The organism is Serratia sp. H1w, assembly GCF_000633355.1.
Classification (GTDB): domain Bacteria; phylum Pseudomonadota; class Gammaproteobacteria; order Enterobacterales; family Enterobacteriaceae; genus Chania.
The window spans coordinates 1-380 of the sequence record NZ_AYMQ01000173.1 but is presented as its reverse complement, the minus strand read 5'-3'; the positions used below and the strand labels follow the sequence as shown (position 1 = coordinate 380).

Below are 380 nucleotides of genomic sequence, written 5' to 3'. Positions count from 1 at the left end.
CAGACTTTTCGTGCACCATAGACACTGTAATTTTCTTCGTAAACGCGTTTTATCTCCAGGCTGATTTGAGCATCACACTTTTCTCGCTGGCTACATTTTTCAGGATGCAGCCGGCGTTGCTGATGCCAGTAATAGGTCGACGGGGCAATATTCAGTTCGCGACATACCGGCCCGACCCCGTGTGTACCACTCAGACGCTGCATCAGTGGCATTATTTTTTCCAGTGGCGGTCGAGCTCCGCCTGAGCAAAATAAGCTGAGGCCTGGCGCAATATATCATTGCTGCGGCGTAGCTCCCGGTTCTCACGTTCCAGTTCTTTTAAACGCTGGCGCTCATCGGTACTCAGTCCACCATCATCAGTGCTGACGGGGCTGATACCC

At 52.1% G+C, this 380-nt stretch carries 1 pseudogene and 1 other annotated feature; the pseudogene reads right to left on the bottom strand.

The window, feature by feature from the left end:
* Positions 1 to 380: pseudogene (locus tag U869_RS31695) on the bottom strand (IS3 family transposase); the annotation flags it as partial.
* Positions 141 to 257 (bottom strand) — a sequence feature (AL1L pseudoknot). It overlaps the preceding pseudogene by 117 nt.